Below are 18,596 nucleotides of genomic sequence, written 5' to 3' on the forward strand. Positions count from 1 at the left end.
GGAGCGAGTGAGGCGTGGCGGCCCGGCGGAGACCGGGCGCCGTAGGAGATGAGGACCTGGCGTGCCCAAGGCCAAGGCACCGCGGAAGCCGAAGGACCCCGAGGGGCGGATGTCCCTCACCGAGCACCTGCGCGAGCTGCGCAACCGGCTCGGCATCTCGGTCGCCGGCATCCTGGTGGTCACCATCGTCGCGATGTTCTTCGCCAAGGACATCATGAACTTCCTCTCGGAGCCGGTGCCGATCTGCGACTCCTTCGGGGACCCGGCGGCACGCGAGCACCGCTGCGCCGTGCTGTCGCAGCACGGCCTGACCGCCCCGTTCGGCACCTATTTCCGCGTCTCGCTGCTCGTCGGCGTCATCGCGGCGTCCCCGATCTGGCTCTACCAGGTGTGGGCGTTCATCGCGCCGGGCCTGCACCAGAGCGAGAAGAAGTACACCCGAGCCGTCGTCGGCGTGGGCGTCCCGCTGTTCCTCGCGGGCGCCGCCTTCGCGTACTGGCTGCTCGGCCGCGCCGTGCCCGTCCTGCTGAGCTTCAGCGCCCCGAACGCGCAGAACCTCGTGTCGATGGAGGACGTCCTCGACCTCACCGTCCGGCTCGCCCTCGCGTTCGGCCTCTCCTTCGAGCTGCCGCTGCTGCTGGTCCTGCTGAACCTCGGCGGCATCGTCACCGGCAAGCGGATGCTCAGCTGGTGGCGCTGGATGGTCGTCGGCATCGCCGTCTTCGCGGCCGCCATCACCCCGACCGACCTGATGTCGATGGTCGCCCTCCAGGTGCCGGTCACGGCCCTGTACTTCATCGCCTGCGGCATCGCCCTCTTCCACGACCGGCGCAAGCGGCAGCGCGAGGACGAGCGGGAGCTGGACGACGACGAGGCCTCGCCGCTCGACCTGACCCCCGAGACCATCGAGCCCGTCGAACGGGTCTCGTCCTCCCGGCTGGACGAGGGCCCCTCCCGGCTGAACGGCTTCGATGACGCCACCTGACACGGACGGCCGTCCCGCGCGGGGCGCGCGTGCCGGGTGAGCTGACGGTCCTCGTCAACCCCGTGGCGGGCCGCGGCCGTGCCGCACGCGCCGCCCGTCCCGCGCTCGACGCCCTGGCCGCCACCGGCATGCCCGTGCGCGCCCTCGTGGGCGCCGACGCCGCCGACGCGCTGCGCCAGGCCCGCCGCGCGGTCGCGGACGGCGCCGCGGCCCTGATAGCCGTCGGCGGCGACGGCATGGCCTCGCTGGCCCTCCAGGCCGTCGCCGGTAGTGACGTCCCGCTCGGCCTCGTCGCGGCGGGCACGGGGAACGACCTCGCGCGCGCGTGCGGCCTGCCGCTCGGCGACCCGGCCGCGGCGGGCCGCGGGCTCGCGGCGGCGCTGGCGGCCGGGGCGTACCGGCGGATCGACCTCGGCCGGGTCGGGGACGCGTGGTTCGGCGGCGTCCTCGCCACCGGCTTCGACTCCCGCGTCAACGACCGGGGCAACCGGATGCGCCGCCCGCGCGGCCGGCTGCGTTACGACCTGGCCCTCGTCGCCGAGCTGGCCGCGTTCCGCCCCCTGCCCTACCGCATGCGGCTGGACGACGGCCCGTGGCAGGAGCTGGACGCGACGCTGATCGCGGTCGGCAACGGGCCGGGCTACGGCGGCGGCATGCGGATCTGCCCGGACGCGGCGCTGGACGACGGACGGTTCGACGTGACCGTCGTCGGGCCGTGCAGCCGCGCGACGCTGCTCCGCGTCTTCCCCCGCGTCTACAAGGGCACCCATCTGTCCCATCCGGTCGTCACCGTCCACCGCGCGGCCCGCGTCGCCCTGGACGCGCCGGGCGTCACCGGCTACGCGGACGGGGAACCCCTGGGACCGCTGCCGCTGACGGCCACCTGCGTGCCCGGCGCCGTACGCCTGCTGGCCCCGCCGTCCGGCCTGTGAAGATCGCCGCGCTGTCACAGGCGGCCGGTAGGCTCGTCTGCACAATGACCGACGACATGTCCCCCGCAGAGCGCTACGCCGCCTCGCGCAAGCGAGCCATCGAGCAGGCCACGGCGCTCGCCCCGTTCCGCGAGCTGTACGACTTCGAGCTCGACGCGTTCCAGATCGAGGCGTGCCGGGCCCTGGAGGAGGGCAAAGGCGTCCTGGTCGCCGCCCCCACCGGCTCGGGCAAGACCATCGTCGGCGAGTTCGCCGTCCACCTGGCCCTGACACAGGGCGGCAAGTGCTTCTACACGACGCCCATCAAGGCACTGTCGAACCAGAAGTACGGCGACCTGGTGAAGCGGTACGGCGCCGACAAGGTCGGGCTGCTCACCGGCGACAACAGCGTGAACTCCGACGCACCCGTCGTCGTCATGACGACCGAGGTCCTGCGGAACATGCTGTACGCCGGCTCCCAGGCGCTCGTCGGCCTCGCCTACGTGGTGATGGACGAGGTGCACTACCTCTCCGACCGCTTCAGGGGCGCGGTCTGGGAAGAGGTGATCATCCACCTCCCCGAGTCGGTGACCCTGGTCTCCCTGTCCGCGACCGTCTCCAACGCCGAGGAGTTCGGCGACTGGCTGGACACCGTGCGCGGCGACACCCGCGTCATCGTCTCCGAGCACCGGCCCGTCCCGCTGTGGCAGCACGTGCTCGCCGGGCGCCGGATGATGGACCTCTTCGAGGAGTCGGGGGACAAGCGCGAGGTCAACCCGGACCTGCTGCGGCTCGTGCGCTCCGACCAGGCGCGCGGCTGGGGCGGGCGCGACCGCGCCAGGGGCGCCAGGGACCGCAGGCGCGCGGCCGACCGGGAGCGGGAGCGGCGGCAGCGTTCCCGCGTGTTCACGCCGAGCAGGGCCGAGGTCATCGACCGGCTCGACGCGGAGGGGCTGCTGCCCGCCATCACGTTCATCTTCAGCCGCGCGGGCTGCGAGGCCGCCGTCCAGCAGTGCCTGCACGCGGGGCTGCGGCTGAACGACCCGGCGGCCCGGGTCCGCGTCCGCGAGATCGTCGAGCGCCGCACGGCCGCCATCCCCGACGAGGACCTGCACGTCCTCGGCTACTTCGAGTGGCTGGAGGGGCTTGAGCGGGGCATCGCGGCGCACCACGCGGGGATGCTGCCCGCGTTCAAGGAGATCGTGGAGGAGCTGTTCGTCCACGGGCTGGTCAAGGCCGTCTTCGCCACCGAGACGCTGGCGCTCGGCATCAACATGCCGGCGCGCTCCGTCGTGCTGGAGAAGCTGGTCAAGTGGAACGGCGAGCAGCACGCCGACATCACGCCGGGCGAGTACACCCAGCTCACCGGCCGCGCCGGGCGCCGTGGCATCGACGTCGAGGGCCACGCGGTGGTGCTGTGGCAGCAGAACATGGACCCGGGGGCGGTGGCGGGTCTGGCGGGGGCGCGGACGTATCCGCTGCGCTCGTCGTTCAAGCCGTCGTACAACATGGCGGTCAATCTCGTCGCGCAGTTCGGGCGGCACCGGTCGCGCGAGCTGCTGGAGACGTCGTTCGCCCAGTTCCAGGCGGACCGCGCGGTCGTCGGCATCTCGCGCCAGGTGCGCAAGAACGAGACCGGCCTTGAGGGCTACCGCGAGGCGATGACCTGCCACCTCGGCGACTTCGACGAGTACGCCGGGCTGCGGCGCGAGCTGAAGGACCGGGAGAACGAGCTGGCCAAGCAGGGCGCGGCGCAGCGGCGGGCCGCCGCCGCGGCCTCCCTGGAGCAGCTGCGGCCCGGGGACATCATCCACGTGCCCACCGGCAAGTTCGCCGGGCTCGCGCTCGTCCTCGACCCGGGCTCGGGCGCGCCCGGCGGGCGTGCGCGCGGGCCGCGCGGCGGCTTCGACCCGTACGAGGGTCCTCGTCCGCTCGTGCTGACCGTGGAACGGCAGGTCAAGCGGCTGGCGATGATCGACTTCCCGTCCCCGGTGGAGCCGCTCGACCGGATGCGCATCCCCCGGTCGTTCAACCCGCGCAGCCCCCAGTCCCGGCGGGACCTCGCCTCCGCGCTGCGGACCAGGGCGGGCCACCGCGACCCGGGCCGCCACCGCAGGCAGCGTGCCACGGCGGCGGACGACACCGAGATCGCGCGGCTGCGCGCCGCGATCCGCAGCCACCCCTGCCACGGCTGCGACGAGCGCGAGGACCACGCGCGCTGGGCCGAGCGCTACCACCGGCTGCGCCGCGAGACCCGGCAGCTGGAGCGGCGGATCGAGGGCAGGACCAACACCATCGCCCGCACCTTCGACCAGGTCGCCGCGCTGCTCACCGAGCTGGACTACCTGCGCGGCGACGAGGTCACCGACGACGGGCGGCGGCTCGGCAGGCTCTACGGCGAGCTCGACCTGCTCGCCAGCGAGTGCCTGCGCGAGAAGGTCTGGGAGGGGCTCGACCCCTCCGAGCTGGCCGCCTGTGTCTCCGCCCTCGTCTACGAGGCGCGCAACGCGGACGATGCCCCCGCGCCCGAGGTGCCCGGCGGCGAGGCGCGCCGCGCGCTGGGCGACATGGTGCGGATCTGGGGGCGCCTGGACGCGCTGGAGGAGCAGTACCGGATCAGCCATGTCACGGGCGTGGGGCAGCGCGAGCCGGATCTCGGCTTCGCCTGGCCGGTCCACCGGTGGGCGCAGGGCGAAGGGCTCGACGTGGTGCTGCGCGACGCGGACATGCCGGCCGGTGACTTCGTGCGCTGGTGCAAGCAGGTCATCGACGTCCTCGGGCAGATCGCCAACGCGGCGCCCGAGGGCGGCACGGTGGGCCGCAACGCGCGCCGGGCCGTCGACCGGCTGCTGCGCGGCGTCGTCGCGTACAGCTCGGTGGGCTGACCGGCCGCTCCGGCGCGCCCGCCGTGCTCAGCGCGCCAGGGCGCTGAGCACGCGGGTGAGCGAGCCGCCGAGGCCCCAGCGGGCGTTGAGCGCGTCCAGGGCGGCGGGATCGGCCGGCTCGGCGGGCAGCGCCGGGTCGTGCGCGGGCAGCGGCACGTCCGTGGCGACCCGGACGACGCGGGGGGCGACCTCCAGGTAGGCGGCGGCGGCCGTGAGCCGCTTGCGCTGGGTGGGGGTGAGCGGCGAGGCCGGGTCGTCCGCGGCGGCGACGATGCCCGCGAGGTCGCCGAACCGCTCCAGCAGCCGTGCGGCGGTCTTCTCGCCGATGCCGGGCACGCCCGGCAGGCCGTCGCTCGGGTCGCCCCGCAGCAGCGCGAGGTCGGCGTACCCGGGGCCGTCCACGCCGTACTTGTCGTGCAGCGCGGCCTGGTCGAAGGCCGTGAGGGTCGCCATGCCCTTGACGGGGTAGAGCACCCGCACGCCCCGGCGGTCGTCGATCAGCTGGAAGAGGTCCCGGTCGCCTGTGACGATGTCCACAGGGCCGTCCGCGCGCCCGGCGAGCGTGCCGATGACGTCGTCCGCCTCGTACCCGGCCGCGCCGACGCGGGCGATGCCGAGGGCGTCGAGCACGGCCTCGATGACCGGGACCTGCGGCGAGAGCGTGTCGGGCACGGTCTCGGTGTCGGGGTCCTCGCCGTGCTCCTGCGCGACGCGGTGGGCCTTGTAGGAGGGGATCAGCTCCACACGCCAGGCGGGGCGCCAGTCGGCGTCCATGCAGGCCACCAGGTCGTCCGGCCGGTGGTCGGTGACGAGGCGCGCGACGAAGTCGAGCAGGCCGCGCACGGCGTTGACGGGCGTGCCGTCGGGGGCGCGCACCGACTCGGGTACGCCGAAGTAGGCACGGAAGTAGAGCGAGGCGGTGTCGAGCAGCATCAGGCGTCTGGTCACACCCCGGATCATGCCGCACGTGAGGTCCCCGGAGAGCGCACCCTCTTGGGCAAAATAATAGTTTGATAGGCTAAGTATTAACGATTCCTTGACGCACGCTTGACCGACAGGCGCGTGTTGACCTGCCCGGACGCCGAGGAGGAGACATCTCCATGCCGACGACCCCGACGCCCCCCGCCGCCCCCGGCGGGGGGTGACCGTATGGGACACGCCGACACGCTGCTCGCGATGGGCGGCGCCTTCGTGGCCGCCGCGATCCTCGCCCGCCTCGGCAGCCGCATAGGCCTGCCGACGATCCCCCTGTTCATCCTGGCCGGGATACTCCTCGGCCCGAACACTCCCGGTTACGTCCTCCTGGAGGACCCGCACGACCTGGAGATGCTGTCCGCCCTCGGCCTGGTGCTGCTGCTCTTCTACCTCGGCCTTGAGTTCCACATGGACGACCTGAGGACCGGCGGCAGGAAGATGGCCGTCGCCGGGTCCACCTATCTCGCGCTGAACGTCGGCGCGGGCCTCGCGTTCGGCTTCGCGCTGGGCTGGGGCACCTCCGAGGCGCTGGTGCTCGCCGGTGTGCTCGGCATCTCGTCCTCGGCCATCGTCACCAAGATCCTGGTGGACCTGGGCCGGATCGGGAATCCGGAGACGCGGCCCATCCTGGGCATCATCGTGGTCGAGGACATCTTCCTCGCCCTCTACCTGGCCGCGCTCCAGCCGATCATCTCCGGCGCCGAGGGCGTGGGCGCCATGCTCGGCGACATGGGGAAGGCGTTCGGGTTCCTGCTGGTCCTGGCGGCCGCCGCGCGCTGGGGGACGCGGATCGTCGGCCGCCTGTTCGCGATCGAGGACAACGAGCTGCTCGTCATCTCGTTCCTGGGCGCGGCCGTGTTCGTCTCCGGGATCGCCGAGACGTTCGGCGTGGCGGACGCCATCGCGGCGTTCATGGTCGGCCTGATCCTGGGCAACACCGGGTCCGGCGACCGCGTCCGCGAGCTGGTCCACCCGCTGCGGGACGCGTTCGGCGCGATCTTCTTCTTCCACTTCGGCCTGTCCATCGACCCGGGCGACCTGCCGACCGTGATCTGGCCGGTGCTGATCGCCATCGCGATCACCGTGACGATGAACGTCCTCGCCGGGATGCTCACCGCCCGCATCTACGGCTTCGGTCCCGGACCGACGGCCAACGTGGCGACGACGCTGCTGGCGCGGGGCGAGTTCGCGCTCATCCTGGCGACCATGGCGGCGGCGGCCGGGCTCGACGGACGGCTCTCGCCGTTCATCGCCGGATACGTCCTGATCCTCGCGGTCGTCGCGCCGCTGATCGCGGGCCGCTCCCACTGGCTGGCACGCGTCATGCCGGGCAGCCGCGCCCAGCCGTCGCCCGCCGAGGCCGTCCGGGAGCCCGAGCCCTCACCGACCGGCCGCTGACGGCCGCCCGCCGGCCCGGCGGGGGAGGGGCGCATGATGGGGGAGTGCGCACGCCGGCGCACGGAGGCGATGATCCGAAGGTGGAGCGATGAAGCTGGAAGTCTGGTCGGACGTGATCTGCCCCTGGTGCGGGCTCGGCCAGTACCGGCTCGACGAGGCGCTGCGGCGGTTCGAGCACGGCGGCGAGGTCACGGTGGTCCACCGCTCGTTCCAGCTCGACCCCTCGGCGCCGGTCGGGAAGGCCCTGCCGGTGCACGAGGCGCTGTCCGCCAAGACGGGCGCCCCTGTGGAGCGCGTACGGGAGATGACCGCGCACGTGGAGGGCCTGGCGCGGGCGGAGGGCCTGACGCCGTACGTCGTCGGTGACAACGTCACCGGCAGCACCGCGCTCGTGCACGAGTTCCTCGCCCACGCGACCGCCGAGGGCCTGCACACCGAGGCGTGGGACGCGGCGTTCGAGAGCTACTTCGGGCGCGCCGAGTCCATCTTCACCGTCGACGCGCTGGTCGCCCTCGGCGAACGCGTCGGCCTCGCCGCCGAGGGCACCCGCGCGGCGCTCACCGACCGGCGGTACCGCCCGCGGGTCGAGGCGGAGGCGGCGCGGGCGGCGCAACTCGGCGCGACGGGTGTGCCGTTCACCGTCATCGACGACCGGTTCGGCGTCATGGGCGCCCAGGACGTGGACACGCTGCTCGACGTCCTGCGGCAGGCCTGGGCGGCCACCCACCCCGAACCGCGCCTGACGCCGCTCGCCGACCCCTCCGGCGTCTGCGGCTCGGACGGCTGCACGGTACCGGACGACCACGCCGCCCACGGCTGACCGTCCGGCGGCGGGGCGGCGGCGGATTATACGCGGCTGTTGCGCCCGTGGCTGCCCGGCCGCCCGCCGAAGCCGGTGGGCGGCCCAGGCGCGGACGGCCCGTTGCGGTCCCCGATCACCCGCCGCTCCGCGGGATTCCGGCCCCGCGCCGATGCGGGGTGGCCGGTCGGGTCCAGGTGTGAGAAGTTCACCCCAACGAGTGCGCACCGAACCGGCGGAGTGCCGTGCGCAGGGGTGGACAAGGAGCGTGACGCGCATGGCGACACCTGCCGGCTGGTACCCGGACCCCGGTCACGCGGGCCCGCCGCCCCCCGCCGAACGCTGGTGGGACGGGCAGTCGTGGACCGCGCACACCCGCCCGCCGGGCGGCGCACCTCCCGCGTGGCAGGTGCCGGGCCCGTACACGGCGGACACCTCCCCGTACGGCTACGGCTACCCGCCGGGCCCCCCGCCCCGCAGATCGCGCCCCTGGCCCGTCGTCACCCTCGTCATCGCGGTCGTCATCGCGCTCGTCCTCGCGGGCGTCGGCTACGCGGCGCTGTCCGGCGGGACCGACGACGAGGACGGCCCGGACGGCGGTGCGGCCGCCGAGGTGACGGAGGTTCAGGCGGGCGGCGTGGCCCTGCCCCTCCTCGACGGCTGGACCGAGGTCGAGGCGGAGGGCGGCGTCATGGTCAGCGCCGACCCGCACCCGTGCCCCGGGGACAGCGACCGGGAGTGCATCGGCGGCGCCGCCACCCTCGGCGTCCTGCCGGGCGCCACCGACTCCCCCGAGGAGTTCGCGCGGGCGGACGTCGAACAGCACGCGCGGGACGGCTACTCCGAGGAGATCTACGAGGGCGTCACCGGGACCGAGGAGATCGACGCGGAGGAGGTCACCGTCCTCGGGCAGGACGGCTTCCGCGTCCGCACCCGGGTCGAGACCGGCATCGGCATGGAAGCCGTCGTCGAGAGCGTCGCCTTCCCCGCGCCCGACGGCAGCGGACTCGCCCTGCTGCGCCTGGCGTTCGACGAACGCGACGGGGCGCCGCCCGTCGCGGACATGGAGCGCATCCTGTCCGGACTGCGCGCCACCGGTGGCGGGCCAGGTACCGAAGTATGAGGTGACAACCGTAAAGTGACCCCGTCAAGCGTCGGCAGCGGACGCCGGGGGCCGGGGAGTGGGCGGATGAACACCGAGCAGAGCCCGTGGCGTTCGGAACCCTCGCCGCCGGCACCCGCCCGCCCCGCGGCACCACCGGGCCGCGCCCGGCCCGTCCCGCCGCCCGCCACACCCCCGAGACCCGCCGCGCCACCGCAGCCGTCCGTCCCGCCGCCGCCCGCCGCACCGCCGCCCACCGCGTTCGGCCCGCTCCAGCGCTCCGCCGCGCTCCGCCTGCCGAACCGCACGGCCCGCATCGTCGCCGCCCTCGCCTGCCTCGTCCTCGGCACCGGGCTGCTCGGCGGCGCGGCCGCCGGAGCGTGGCTCGGCTCGGACGGCGACCCCGCCGACAGCGCGGCGCACGTCTTCACCGAGAGCCGCGAGCTGTGGCGCGACCTGCCCGTGGACGACCTCTTCCCGCCCGAGATCAGCGGCGAGGGCACCGGCCCCGGCGGCGCGGACCGCAACTGGACCCGCATCGCCGTCGCCCCCGACAGCGGCTGCGCGGACGCCTTCGACCCGCTGCTCGCGGAAGTCCTCGAAACGGTCGGCTGCCACCGCCTCGTCCGCGCCACCTACAGCGACGAGACACAGACGGCCGTCACCACCGTGGGACTCCTCTTCACCACCGCCGACGCCCCCGCCATGGCCCGGCTCGGCGAACGCTTCGCCGACGAGAACCTCGCCACCCGCCCCGACCTGCTGCCGCGCCCCTTCCCCGCGCCCGGCACACCGGCCGAGGACTTCGGCGACGCCCAGCGCGTCTCCTGGTCGATCCGCGTCGCCACGGACATACCCGTCGTCCGCTGGACCGTCACCGGATTCGCGGACGGGCGCGCGTTCCCCGACCCCGAACCCGCCGCCGAGGCGACGGCCGAGGGCCAGGACACGACCGTCGCCCTGTCAGGCCTCGGCCACGAAGCGCAGGGCCTCGCGGACGCCTTCGACACCCGGCTGCGCGAAGCGGCCGGCCGGTACGCCCCGGAGCAGGGATGACCACGACCGCCGCCGCCCCGCTCCGCACCACCGTCCGCCGCCGCCGGCTCTGCGCGGCGCTGACCGCCGCCTGGCTGCTCGCCCCGGCACTCGCCGGAGCCACGCCCGCCCGCGCCGACTCGATCCGCGACCAGCAGCAGTGGGCCCTCGACGCCATCCACGCCCCCGACGCCTGGGAGACCACGCGCGGGGCCGGCGTCACCGTCGCCGTGCTCGACACCGGCGTCGACGCCGACCACCCCGACCTCGCCGGCGCCGTCCTGCCGGGCCACGACCTCGTCGGCCTCGGCGCCGAGCCGGGCGACGCGGAATGGGCCGCCCACGGCACCGCCATGGCCGGGATCATCGCCGGACGCGGCCACGGCCCCGACAACGGCAGCGGCGTCATCGGCGTCGCCCCCGAAGCGCAGATCCTGCCCGTCCGCGTCCTGCTTGAGGACGACGACCCGGACCGCGACGAGGCGCGCCGCACCCGTACCGGCGCACTCGCCGAGGGCATCCGCTGGGCCGCCGACCAGGGCGCCGACGTCATCAACCTCTCGCTCGGCGACGACAGCGAGTCCGCGCGCCCCGACCCCGAGCAGGACGCGGCCGTCCGCTACGCGCTGGAGCAGGGCGCCGTCGTCGTCGCCTCGGCGGGCAACGGGGGCGACGAGGGCGACCCCGTCTCGTACCCGGCCGGTTACCCCGGCGTCATCGCCGTCGCCGCCGTGGACAGGAGCGGCAGCACCACCGACTTCTCCACCCGCCGCTGGTACACGACCGTCAGCGCGCCAGGCAAGGACGTGATCGTCCCCGACCCCGACCGCCGCTACTACACGGGCTGGGGAACGTCGGCCGCCGCCGCGTTCGTCTCCGGATCGGTCGCCCTGCTGCGCGCCGCCTACCCCGGGCTCACCCCCGCGCAGGTCAGGGACGTCCTCATGGCGACCGCCCAGGACCCGCCCGCCGGAGGCAGGGACGACGCCTTCGGCAGCGGTGTGGTCGACCCCGCCGCGGCCATCGACGCCGCGGCCGAACTCGTCGGCACCCCCCTCGAACCGGCCGCCGAGCCGTACACCCGGCGCTACTTCGGCCCGGGACCACGCCCCGTCACCGGCGGCGGCACCCCATGGCTCGCCCCCTTCGCCGGGGCGGCGGGCACCCTCTTCCTCGCGGGCGCCGTCGTCCTCACCGCGCGCCTGCGCCGCCGCACCGGCGCGCCCTGGTGGCGGCCCGACCAGTGGTAGGGGAGAACGCGCCCGGCCGGTAAAGGGCTCAGACGCCCGTGCGGCGCGGCGTCCCGACGGTCAGCGCCCGGACGGCGGCCTCCGCCGCGTCCTCCACGGCCGCTATCCCGGCCTCGCGCGACGCGTGCCCGTCCGACACGACGGCTATCAGGTAACGCTCGCCCCCGGCCGTCACCCGGCCGATGCTGTTGATGTCCCACAGGCCCGTCCGCGTGCGCGGCAGCCAGCCGTTCTTCAGCTGGAACTCCGCCCCGTCCGCCGCCGCCGACACCCCCCAGCGCTGGCCGTCCGCCACGCTGTCCATCAGCCCCTGTACATACCGGCGCGACGCGGGCGCGAGCGGGGAGTCCATGCCGTACACCGCCGCGAGGAGGGCCAGCTGGTCACGGCTTGTCGTCTGCGTCAGCCCCCAGTGCCCGCCGGGGCCCCCGGCCGTCTCGCTCAGGCCGAGGCGCCGGTTCGCCGCGTCGAGGCCGTCGGCGCCGCCTATCGTCGCCCACAGCTCGTCGGCCGCCGCGTTGTCGCTCTCGCGGATCATCACCTCGGCCCGTGCCTGTTCGGCCGCCGTCAGCTCGCGGCCCTCGTCCTGCGCCAGCAGCAGCAGCGCCGCGAGGATGTCCACCTTCGCGATGCTGGCCGTGTCGAAGTGGTCGCCGCCGAACACCGCGCTCCGCCCGCTGCCGAGCGCCCGTACCGCGACAGACAGGCGCGTCCCGGCGGCGGGCCCCTCCGCCAGCATCGGCGCTATCTCCCGCGCGAGCCGCAGGTCGGACAGGACGGCCGACTGGACGTCGTCGTCGAGGCCACGGGACGGCGGGATCTGCACGCGGTCCAGGTCGTCCCCCCGCGGCTCGCCGTCCAGTCTGTCCGCCGCGCCCACCGTGGACTCCACCGCCTCCCGCGCCGCGTCGCCCGCCACGACACCCGCGAGGAGCGTCGTGGCCAGCGCCGCGTTCAGGACCAGGGCGGGCCTGAACCGGCTCGGCGCACCAGGGGACTTCCGGCTCATGAGCGCACGGTATCCCGCACACCTGCCCGAGTCATCTCCGGTCTCGTGAAGAACGCGTAACAGGAGGTGACACGCCTCACAGTCCGCGCACCCCCCGGCCGTCCCGCGCGCCCCCTCCGCACCCTGTGGCGCCGCCCCCGGCCGCCCCCGGATACGCTCGCCGCGTGGCCCTCAAGAACATCCCCCAGCCCGCCTTCGCCGGTGACGACGGCTCCGCCGAGCCCGCCCTGCGCGCCGCGCTCGACGCCTGGTCGCGCGATCCGTCGGCCGAGCCCGCGCTGCTCACCGCACTGGCGGGCGCCCGTCTGCTCGTGCCGGTCGTCGCCGTGCTCGGCGAGGCCGAGGAGGGTCCTGACGGGCTCCGCCGCGAGAAGCACAGCGACATGGCCGTGCTCACGCTCGCCCTCCCCGACGGCCGGCGCGCCCTGCCCGTCTTCACCGCCACCGCCGCCCTCGCCGCCTGGCGCCCCGACGCCCGGCCGGTCGCGGTCACGACCGGGCAGGCCCTGCGCGCCGCCGTGCAGGAGAACGCGGGGGCGCTCGCCGTCGACGTCGCCGGGCCCGTCGCGTACGAGCTGTCGGGGCCCGCCCTGCGGACCGTCCTCACCGCCACGGCGGGCGGCGCGGCGGCACCCGCAGCCACCGGGGCCGTCACCGAGGCGGTCGCCGCCGTCCTGCGCGCCGAGCCCGCCGTACGGGCCGCGCGGCTCGTCCCCGGCGGTGCGGCGGACGGGACCCTCGCCGTCGCCCTCGACCCCGGCGCGGACGCCTCGGCGGCCGCCGGCCGCCTCGCCCGCGCGCTCGCCGGGGACCCCGTGCTGCGCGCCCACCTGGTCCGCGGGCTCCAGCTCGCCGTCCTCCCGCCGGGCTCCGCCTTCCCCGGCGAGCCGACGTACCGCAGGGACTGAGGGGCGCGCGGCCCGGCGCGCCGGGTCACCCGCACGGCCGCGCCGGAGTGCGGGCGGCGCGGCGGCGCCGCAGACTGCGACAGAAACCAACTGTCGGCAGCAGGAGGGCGCCATGTCCACGGAGACCGAAGCGCAGCCGCTCGCGGCCGAGCTGGTCGGAAGCATGTTCCTCGTCTTGTTCGGCGTCGGCTCCGCGGTCCTGGCGGGCGAGTTCATCGGCAGCCTGGGGATCGCCCTGGCCTTCGGCTTCACCCTGCTCGCGGTCGTCTACATGTTCGGACCGCTGTCGGGCGCGCACATCAACCCCGCCGTCACGCTCGGCATGCTCCTGGCCGGGCGGATGGACACCCGTACGGCCGTGGGGTACTGGATCGCGCAGTTCGCCGGTGCCGCCATCGGCGCGGCGCTGCTGTTCCTGGTGGCCAAACAGGTGCCCGGCCTGAGCACGCACGGGGCCTTCGGCAGCAACGGCTTCGACGACCGCTCGGCGGTGGGCCTCTCGCTGGGCGGCGCGTTCGTGATCGAGGCGCTGCTGACGTTCCTGCTGGTCTTCGTCTACCTGTCGGTCACGCCCGGCGTGACCGTGCGCGGCTTCGGCGGCATCCCGCTCGGCCTCACGCTGGCGGTCGTCAACCTCGTCGGCATTCCGCTCACCGGCGCGGGCGTGAACCCGGCGCGCAGCCTGCTGCCCGCCCTCTTCGCGCTCGGCTCGGCGATGTCGCAGGTGTGGCTGTTCATCCTCGCCCCGCTGGTCGGCGCGGCGGTCGCCGTCGTCGTGCACCGGATCGTGCACGCGCAGGACGAGGAGTGGCGCGCCGACTGGTCGTGGCTGCGGACTAGCCGATCACGGGACCGGTGAACTTCTCGCCGGGCCCCTGCCCCGGCTCGTCCGGCACCGACAACGCCTCCTTGAAGGCCAGCTGGAGCGACTTCAGCCCGTCCCGCAGGGGCGCGGCGTGGTACGAGCCGACCTCGGGCGCCGCGGCCGTCACGAGGCCGGCCAGCGCCGTGATCAGCTTCCGCGCCTCGTCCAGGTCCTTGTGCTCCTCGCCGTCCTCGGCCAGGCCGAGCTGCACGGCCGCCGCGCTCATCAGGTGCACCGAGAGGGTCGTGATCACCTCGACGGCGGGCACGTCCGCGATGTCGCGGGTGAACGCCTCGGCTCCGGAGGTGTCGGGGGCGTCCTGCGGGGCGGCGGAGGGGGCGGCGTCACTCATGCCCACCAGCCTAGACGGGTGGTGGGCGGGGTCCGTCCCGGCGGCGGGTCCTTGTCCGGTGGTGTAGTCTGGAAGGGACCGGCCGGACACATGTGTGCCCGGCCCGCAAGTGGAGGCTCCGCGCTCCCACCTCACCGGCCCCCCGGGTCGGTAGGTCAACGGTCAGGTCGCGCCCCGCGTTCACGCGGTGGTGCTCCCGGTCTGTGGAGCCCCGCCTGTGTGCCGTCCGGGGCGTTTCTCTTTTGTGCCACCGTAGCCCTCCGGGGCGCGGCGGCGGCTCCGGCGGCGGCCCACACGAACGATCCGGCACGGCTGTCCGCCAGACATCCGTGCGGCGCAACCGAGGAGGCCCCATCAGCGCCGAGCCCCGCATCAACGACCGGATTCGCGTCCCCGAGGTGCGACTCGTCGGTCCCAGTGGCGAGCAGGTCGGCATCGTGCCGCTTGCCAAGGCCCTGGAGCTTGCCCAGGAGTACGACCTGGACCTGGTCGAGGTGGCGGCGACAGCCCGCCCGCCGGTGTGCAAGCTCATGGACTACGGAAAGTTCAAGTACGAGTCGGCCATGAAGGCCCGTGAGGCGCGCAAGAACCAGGCGCACACGGTCATCAAGGAGATGAAGCTCCGGCCGAAGATCGATCCGCACGACTACGACACCAAGAAGGGTCATGTCGTCCGGTTCCTGAAGCAGGGGGACAAGGTCAAGATCACGATCATGTTCCGCGGTCGTGAGCAGTCCCGCCCCGAGCTGGGCTTCCGGCTGCTTCAGCGGCTTGCCGAGGACGTGCAGGATCTGGGCTTCGTGGAGTCCAACCCCAAGCAGGACGGCCGGAACATGATCATGGTTCTCGGCCCGCACAAGAAGAAGACCGAGGCCATGGCCGAGGCGCGCGAGGCCCAGGCCGCCCGCAAGGCGGAGCGCCAGGCCGCCGAGCGCGAGCAGGCGGCTGCCGACCGCGAGCAGCAGCAGGGCAAGGCGTCGGCCTGACGACGGGCCGGCGCGTACGCCGCCGCCGCGGGGACGACCCGCGGGTACGGCGGCGCAGGTAACAGGACGAGGAGAGAACGGCGACATGCCGAAGAACAAGACGCACAGCGGTGCCAGTAAGCGCTTCAAGGTCACTGGTTCCGGCAAGGTGATGCGCCAGCGCGCCGGTCGCCGTCACTACCTGGAGCACAAGCCCTCCACGCTGACCCGCCGCCTCGCCGGCACCACGGAGACGGCTCCGGCCGACGCCAAGAGGATCAAGAAGCTTCTCGGCATGTGAGACGGGCGCGACCGGCGGGGCCACCGCCCGCCGCGCGCCCGACACCGACCGGGACCCATCCGTTTCCGGGCCGCGCGCACGTTCCGCGGCCCCGCTGCAAGGAGTACACACGTGGCACGCGTCAAGAGGGCGGTCAACGCCCACAAGAAGCGCCGGGCGGTCCTCGAACAGGCCAGCGGCTACCGCGGTCAGCGTTCGCGCCTCTACCGCAAGGCGAAGGAGCAGGTCACCCACTCCCTCGTCTACAACTACAACGACCGCAAGAAGCGCAAGGGCGACTTCCGCCAGCTGTGGATCCAGCGGATCAACGCGGCCGCCCGCGCCAACGGCATCACCTACAACCGCTTCATCCAGGGCCTGAAGGCCGCCGAGATCGAGGTGGACCGCAAGATGCTCGCCGAGCTGGCGGTCAACGACCCGAACGCGTTCGCGGTCCTCGTGGAGACGGCCCAGAAGGCCCTCCCCAGCGACGTGAACGCCCCCCGGGCCGCCGCCTGAGCCGACCGACCGCGCCCCGCGCGTCGTCGCCGCTCCGCCCCGCTCCACCGGACCCGCAGGCCAGGCGGCCTGCGGGTTCCGTGCTGTCGGCCGCGGCCGCGGCCCCGGCCCCGCGGCCGCCCGGCCGTCCTCCCCACCCCCGCCCCCGCCCCCCGTCACCGCGCAGCCGACGAGCCGCCCGACCGTTCCACGAGAGGTGAGCGCGTGCCCATGGGCCCAGCCGCCGAGCTGATCTCCCCCCGCTCTCCCCGCGTCACCGCCGCCAGGCGGCTGACCAGGCGCAGCTTCCGCGGCAAGGAGCGGCGTTTCCTCGCCGAGGGGCCCCAGGCGGTCCGGGAGGCGGTCGGCCACCGCGCGGACGGGCTGCCGACGCTCCTCGAACTCTTCGCCACCCCCGACGCCGCCGAGCGGCACGCCGACCTCCTCGCCGCCGTCCGCGCGGGCGGCGTGCCCGTCCACCTGGCGGGTGACGAGGTGATCGCCGGAATCTCGGGGACCGTCACGCCGCAGGGGCTCGTCGGCGTCTGCCGCTTCCTCGACCGGCCGCTGGACGAGGTCCTCGCCGCGCGCCCGCGGCTCGTCGCCGTCCTCGCGCACGTCCGCGACCCGGGGAACGCGGGCACCGTGCTGCGCTGCGCCGACGCGGCCGGCGCCGACGCCGTCGTGTTCACCGACGCCTCGGTCGACGTCTACAACCCCAAGGCCGTCCGCGCGTCCGTCGGCAGCCTCTTCCACCTGCCGGTCGCCGTCGGCGTGCCCGTCGGGGCAGCCGTGCGCGGCCTGGCGGGCGCCGGGGTGCGGGTCCTGGCGGGCGACGGGGGCGGCGACCGCGACCTCGACGCCGAGCTGGACGCCGGGGCCATGGGCGTCCCGACCGCCTGGATCTTCGGCAACGAGGCGTGGGGCCTGCCCGAGGAGACCAGGGCACTGGCCGACGCGGTCGTCCGCGTACCGCTGCACGGCCGCGCCGAAAGCCTGAACCTCGCGACGGCGGCGGCCGTCTGCCTCTACGCCTCCGCCCGCGCCCAGCGGGCGCCCGGCGGCTGCCGGGCGCCGGGCGGGTCCGCGGTTCCCGGCTGACCCCGCCCTGACGGCGCGCGGGGGACCGGCGTCAGGGCGCGGCCTGCCCGTTCCCGCATGACCGGCGGCGTACGGGGGGAGGCCCTCCCCGCCCGGCACTAGTAGGCTGACCGGCACTGGGAGAGGGGCTCACGGGGATGCATTCCGCTGCCGGCGCCGGGGAGTCGGACCTCCGGCCCGATGATCTTCCCGACGGACTGGTCGTCGCGGACAGTGACGGCATGGTCACCTGCTTCAACGCCGAGGCCGCACGCCTCACCGGCCGCCGGGCCGCCGCCGCGCTCGGCGCGCCCATCGAGCAGGCCCTCCCGCTGGAGGACCCGGAGGGCCGCCGCTGGTGGCGGCTCACCGACCCGTACCACGGCCTCGCCACCCGCTCAGGACAGCCCGAGCGCAACCTCGTCCTCCCCGACGGCCGCGAGGTCCTCGTCGCCGCGCGCTACGTCCGCACCCGCCCCTCAGGACCCCTGTGCCGCCTCGTCGTCACGCTCAGGGGCACCGACGCCCGCAAGCGCTCGGAGCGCAACAACGCCGAGCTGATCGCCACCGTCGCCCACGAACTGCGCTCCCCCCTCACCTCGGTCAAAGGCTTCACCGCGACCATGCTCGACAAGTGGGAACGCTTCACCGACGAGCAGAAGCGCCTGATGCTCCAGACCGTCGACGGCGACGCCGACCGCGTCACCCGCCTCATCACGGAACTGCTCGACGTCTCCCGCATCGAGTCCGGCCGCCTGGAACTGCGCCGCCAGCCCGTGCGCCTCGACGAGGCCGTCCGCCGCCACGTCGCCACCCTCGTCAACGGCGGCTGCCCCCCGGACCGCTTCGACCTGCGCGTGGCGGGACGGCTCCCCGGCCTGTGGGCCGACCCCGACAAGATCGACCAGGTCCTCGGCAACCTGCTGGAGAACGCGGTGCGCCACGGCGCCGGGACCGTCACCGTCGAGATGCGCCCGGCGCCCCCCGCCGAGACCCGGCGCGGCCAGGAGGGGACGGCGGTCACCGTGAGCGACGAGGGCCCCGGCATCCCCGAGGACGCCGCGCACCGCGTCTTCACGCGCTTCTGGCGCGGCGGCGACCGGGCCGGCACCGGCCTCGGCCTGTACATCGTCAAGGGCATCGTCGAGGCCCACGGCGGCACCGTCACCGCCGGCCGCTCCGACGGCGGCGGCGCGCGTTTCCGCTTCGTGCTGCCCGCGGGCACCCCGCCGTTCTTCTCCTGAGGCAGCGCCCCGGTCCCGCGGGCCGACGCCGCGTTCGGAAGTCGCCACGCGCCCG

Annotated in this window: 18 protein-coding genes; 15 read left to right on the plus strand and 3 right to left on the minus strand. The window is 74.7% G+C overall.

Annotated features, from left to right (window positions below):
- The first annotated feature begins 61 nt into the window (after positions 1-61).
- Genes tatC through ACL02R_RS06445 form a run of 3 tightly spaced genes read left to right on the plus strand, consistent with a single transcriptional unit; the run spans position 62 to position 4,781 of the window.
- Positions 62-985, plus strand: a complete 924-nt coding sequence (tatC, locus tag ACL02R_RS06435; protein WP_412795877.1) for a twin-arginine translocase subunit TatC — start codon at positions 62-64, stop codon at positions 983-985.
- A 29-nt stretch (positions 986-1,014) separates the two neighbouring features.
- A complete protein-coding gene (locus ACL02R_RS06440; RefSeq protein ID WP_412795878.1) occupies positions 1,015-1,917 on the plus strand; it encodes a diacylglycerol kinase in 903 nt (300 codons plus the stop codon).
- Between the two features lie 44 nt (positions 1,918-1,961).
- Entirely contained in the window at positions 1,962-4,781 is a 2,820-nt protein-coding gene (locus ACL02R_RS06445; RefSeq protein WP_412795879.1) for a DEAD/DEAH box helicase, read from the plus strand.
- 27 nt (positions 4,782-4,808) lie between these two features.
- Here the strand turns inward: ACL02R_RS06445 and ACL02R_RS06450 are convergent, their stop codons facing one another.
- Positions 4,809-5,741: a 5'-3' exonuclease gene (locus tag ACL02R_RS06450; protein WP_412795880.1), complete on the minus strand. Its 933-nt coding sequence runs from the start codon at positions 5,739-5,741 to the stop codon at positions 4,809-4,811.
- Between the two features lie 216 nt (positions 5,742-5,957).
- Between ACL02R_RS06450 and ACL02R_RS06455 the strand changes: the two genes are divergently transcribed.
- The 5 genes from ACL02R_RS06455 (at position 5,958) to mycP (ending at position 11,340) form a co-directional block, all read left to right on the plus strand.
- Positions 5,958-7,154, plus strand: a complete 1,197-nt coding sequence (locus ACL02R_RS06455) for a cation:proton antiporter (RefSeq protein ID WP_412795956.1) — start codon at positions 5,958-5,960, stop codon at positions 7,152-7,154.
- A gap of 88 nt (positions 7,155-7,242) precedes the next feature.
- On the plus strand, positions 7,243-7,974 hold the full coding sequence (locus ACL02R_RS06460; RefSeq protein ID WP_412795881.1) for a DsbA family protein: 732 nt from the start codon (positions 7,243-7,245) through the stop codon (positions 7,972-7,974).
- A 256-nt stretch (positions 7,975-8,230) separates the two neighbouring features.
- Positions 8,231-9,076, plus strand: coding sequence for a DUF2510 domain-containing protein (locus tag ACL02R_RS06465; RefSeq protein ID WP_412795882.1), 846 nt, complete (start codon positions 8,231-8,233; stop codon positions 9,074-9,076).
- Between the two features lie 66 nt (positions 9,077-9,142).
- Entirely contained in the window at positions 9,143-10,111 is a 969-nt protein-coding gene (locus ACL02R_RS06470) for a hypothetical protein (protein ID WP_412795883.1), read from the plus strand.
- The gene (mycP, locus tag ACL02R_RS06475; RefSeq protein WP_412795884.1) at positions 10,108-11,340 is read left to right on the plus strand and encodes a type VII secretion-associated serine protease mycosin; all 1,233 of its coding nucleotides are present in this window, start codon (positions 10,108-10,110) and stop codon (positions 11,338-11,340) included. Before ACL02R_RS06470 ends, mycP begins: the two co-directional genes overlap by 4 nt.
- 28 nt (positions 11,341-11,368) lie before the next feature.
- Here the strand turns inward: mycP and ACL02R_RS06480 are convergent, their stop codons facing one another.
- Positions 11,369-12,349, minus strand: coding sequence for a serine hydrolase (locus ACL02R_RS06480; RefSeq protein ID WP_412795885.1), 981 nt, complete (start codon positions 12,347-12,349; stop codon positions 11,369-11,371).
- A gap of 164 nt (positions 12,350-12,513) precedes the next feature.
- On the opposite strand from ACL02R_RS06480, the gene ACL02R_RS06485 reads away from it, so the two are divergent.
- Positions 12,514-13,257, plus strand: a complete 744-nt coding sequence (locus ACL02R_RS06485; protein ID WP_412795886.1) for an SseB family protein — start codon at positions 12,514-12,516, stop codon at positions 13,255-13,257.
- Positions 13,258-13,369: 112 nt separating this feature from the next.
- Positions 13,370-14,116, plus strand: a complete 747-nt coding sequence (locus tag ACL02R_RS06490) for an MIP/aquaporin family protein (RefSeq protein WP_412795887.1) — start codon at positions 13,370-13,372, stop codon at positions 14,114-14,116.
- Here ACL02R_RS06490 and ACL02R_RS06495 read toward each other — a convergent pair.
- Positions 14,094-14,474, minus strand: a complete 381-nt coding sequence (locus tag ACL02R_RS06495; RefSeq protein WP_412795888.1) for a DUF1844 domain-containing protein — start codon at positions 14,472-14,474, stop codon at positions 14,094-14,096. The genes ACL02R_RS06490 and ACL02R_RS06495 overlap by 23 nt on opposite strands.
- Before the next feature lie 329 nt (positions 14,475-14,803).
- Here ACL02R_RS06495 and infC point away from each other — a divergent pair, with 329 nt between their 5' ends.
- The 5 genes from infC to ACL02R_RS06520 all read left to right on the plus strand — a co-directional run bounded on the left by infC (position 14,804) and on the right by ACL02R_RS06520 (position 18,541).
- Positions 14,804-15,460 carry a translation initiation factor IF-3 gene (gene infC, locus ACL02R_RS06500; RefSeq protein WP_412795889.1) on the plus strand — a complete coding sequence of 219 codons (657 nt, stop codon included), beginning with the start codon at positions 14,804-14,806 and terminating at the stop codon, positions 15,458-15,460.
- 85 nt (positions 15,461-15,545) lie between these two features.
- Positions 15,546-15,740 carry a 50S ribosomal protein L35 gene (gene rpmI / locus ACL02R_RS06505; protein WP_362968042.1) on the plus strand — a complete coding sequence of 65 codons (195 nt, stop codon included), beginning with the start codon at positions 15,546-15,548 and terminating at the stop codon, positions 15,738-15,740.
- A 111-nt stretch (positions 15,741-15,851) separates the two neighbouring features.
- Positions 15,852-16,238 carry a 50S ribosomal protein L20 gene (gene rplT, locus ACL02R_RS06510; protein ID WP_052850732.1) on the plus strand — a complete coding sequence of 129 codons (387 nt, stop codon included), beginning with the start codon at positions 15,852-15,854 and terminating at the stop codon, positions 16,236-16,238.
- 210 nt (positions 16,239-16,448) lie between these two features.
- Positions 16,449-17,318, plus strand: a complete 870-nt coding sequence (locus tag ACL02R_RS06515; RefSeq protein WP_412795957.1) for a TrmH family RNA methyltransferase — start codon at positions 16,449-16,451, stop codon at positions 17,316-17,318.
- Positions 17,319-17,455: 137 nt separating this feature from the next.
- Positions 17,456-18,541, plus strand: a complete 1,086-nt coding sequence (locus ACL02R_RS06520) for an ATP-binding protein (protein ID WP_412795890.1) — start codon at positions 17,456-17,458, stop codon at positions 18,539-18,541.
- Positions 18,542-18,596 lie beyond the last annotated feature (55 nt).

Origin of the sequence: Streptomyces sp. MS19, from assembly GCF_047200595.1 — a bacterium.
Classification (GTDB): Bacteria; Actinomycetota; Actinomycetes; order Streptomycetales; family Streptomycetaceae; genus Streptomyces.

What these genes read in the sequence shown, in the direction of transcription:
- ACL02R_RS06445 (WP_412795879.1), top strand. Translation starts at nt 1,962, where the DNA reads ATGACCGACGACATGTCCCCCGCAGAGCGCTACGCCGCCTCGCGCAAG.
- ACL02R_RS06450 (WP_412795880.1), bottom strand. Translation starts at nt 5,741, where the DNA reads ATGATCCGGGGTGTGACCAGACGCCTGATGCTGCTCGACACCGCCTCG.
- ACL02R_RS06455 (WP_412795956.1), top strand. Translation starts at nt 5,958, where the DNA reads ATGGGCGGCGCCTTCGTGGCCGCCGCGATCCTCGCCCGCCTCGGCAGC.
- ACL02R_RS06460 (WP_412795881.1), top strand. Translation starts at nt 7,243, where the DNA reads ATGAAGCTGGAAGTCTGGTCGGACGTGATCTGCCCCTGGTGCGGGCTC.
- ACL02R_RS06465 (WP_412795882.1), top strand. Translation starts at nt 8,231, where the DNA reads ATGGCGACACCTGCCGGCTGGTACCCGGACCCCGGTCACGCGGGCCCG.
- ACL02R_RS06470 (WP_412795883.1), top strand. Translation starts at nt 9,143, where the DNA reads ATGAACACCGAGCAGAGCCCGTGGCGTTCGGAACCCTCGCCGCCGGCA.
- mycP (WP_412795884.1), top strand. Translation starts at nt 10,108, where the DNA reads ATGACCACGACCGCCGCCGCCCCGCTCCGCACCACCGTCCGCCGCCGC.
- ACL02R_RS06480 (WP_412795885.1), bottom strand. Translation starts at nt 12,349, where the DNA reads ATGAGCCGGAAGTCCCCTGGTGCGCCGAGCCGGTTCAGGCCCGCCCTG.
- ACL02R_RS06490 (WP_412795887.1), top strand. Translation starts at nt 13,370, where the DNA reads ATGTCCACGGAGACCGAAGCGCAGCCGCTCGCGGCCGAGCTGGTCGGA.
- ACL02R_RS06495 (WP_412795888.1), bottom strand. Translation starts at nt 14,474, where the DNA reads ATGAGTGACGCCGCCCCCTCCGCCGCCCCGCAGGACGCCCCCGACACC.
- rpmI (WP_362968042.1), top strand. Translation starts at nt 15,546, where the DNA reads ATGCCGAAGAACAAGACGCACAGCGGTGCCAGTAAGCGCTTCAAGGTC.
- ACL02R_RS06515 (WP_412795957.1), top strand. Translation starts at nt 16,449, where the DNA reads ATGGGCCCAGCCGCCGAGCTGATCTCCCCCCGCTCTCCCCGCGTCACC.
- ACL02R_RS06520 (WP_412795890.1), top strand. Translation starts at nt 17,456, where the DNA reads ATGCATTCCGCTGCCGGCGCCGGGGAGTCGGACCTCCGGCCCGATGAT.